The sequence below is a fragment of the Mesorhizobium sp. M7A.F.Ca.ET.027.02.1.1 genome, from assembly GCF_004022985.1.
In the GTDB taxonomy this organism is placed as follows: domain Bacteria; phylum Pseudomonadota; class Alphaproteobacteria; order Rhizobiales; family Rhizobiaceae; genus Mesorhizobium.
On record NZ_RZOL01000755.1, the window covers coordinates 1 to 1,313 of the forward strand.

General features: G+C 56.9%; 1 protein-coding gene. It reads right to left on the bottom strand.

Going from position 1 to position 1,313, the window contains the following annotated elements:
- Window positions 1–253 precede the first annotated feature (253 nt).
- The gene (locus tag EN749_RS35895) at window positions 254–1,288 is read right to left on the bottom strand and encodes a type IV secretion system protein (RefSeq protein ID WP_128364958.1); all 1,035 of its coding nucleotides are present in this window, start codon (window positions 1,286–1,288) and stop codon (window positions 254–256) included.
- Between the last annotated feature and the right edge of the window lie 25 nt (window positions 1,289–1,313).

Sequence of the window (1,313 nt, forward strand, 5' to 3'; positions counted from 1 at the left end):
CCAGTGAGAGAAGCGCGATGACGCCGAAGACGCCGGTCAGCAACCAAGCGAATGTTCGCGACCGCCGTAAACGGCGATGGGTGTCGTCTTCCCACGATCTGCCTTGCTGGTAATAACGCTGGTCGACCAAGCCAGTTTCAGTCTGTTCATTTGACACTTTAATTTAGCCTTGCTTTCAAGCTCTTTCCTCGCCGCCATCAGATCGCAAGCGATTGATGACGAATTCGGCGCTTTCTGCCGTCTCTCGTGGACCCTATAGCGAGGTCGCGTTCTTGGCCGTCTCGCGCTGAATACTCGCCTTCCCCACATCAGCCGCAAATCGGGGGCGTCCTTCGGCTGATCTCCTAAGAAGCGAACTGCCAGCCCGCGTCGTGGTCCGCGTAACTGCGTTGTCCACTGTTCCCCTTGCCGCGCGCCGAATGCCGTGAATGGCTCCGGCGGTACCTATCGGTCCGCTCCCGGTCAAAATGCCCGCGATGATGGGTATTTGTAACAGAACATAGAACCCGACCAGCGTGACCAGCAGGAGTGGCATTACGTGAGAAAGCTTGCCGGTTATGTCGGTCCCGGCGCCGCCCTCCATCGCGGAAACGGAGAGCTGAACCATGTAGTAGTAGAAACCCAGGAAGCCGTAGATCAGCAATTGCTGCACCACCAAATTCGCAGTGACGGAGAAAAAGCCTTCGGTGAATTTGAAGGAATAATTGAAGAGGGCCATGATGATCCACACCGGCCCAAGAGCCAGGATGATGAAAAGAAGGACTTTTGCAGCGATAATCGCCGCTACGGCGACGCCGATGAATAGCAGCGTAAAAATGATGATGATCGCCAGAAGGGCGCCGAAGAAGTCGGTCAACACTGACGTGTAGAGTTCGGGCACCACCCGCAACGTCGCTTCGTAGAGGGCGTCGAACATTGCCGGGACAGCATCGACCGACGAGACCTGAGTGCCGCTCGTCGACGAAATCGTTTGGACGATGCGGTTGGCCAGAACTTCCGGGATCGACTGGACGAGCGTATAGATCGTCTCGGAGAACGGAGCCCAGTTCGTGACCATCCAGTAGATGAACATCGCGCGGCCGAGACGCCACGCGGCCTCCAGCGGCGAGGCCGTCGAGCGGCCGAAAATCTGCATGTAACCCCAAATGACCACATAGAGGACCAGCATCGCGAAGAACAGGTTTTCGCTATAAAGGCCGATGCGCTTGTACAGGACCTCTACAAAGCGAGCCCCGGCCTGATCGACACCGCTCAGAAGGTCGCTGATGATGGTCGAAACGGGGTTCATGCCTTATTCCGACACCACCTTGTCG

Bases quoted from the DNA above. Each gene is read 5' to 3' on its own strand.
- EN749_RS35895 (WP_128364958.1), bottom strand. From the start codon at position 1,288: ATGAACCCCGTTTCGACCATCATCAGCGACCTTCTGAGCGGTGTCGAT.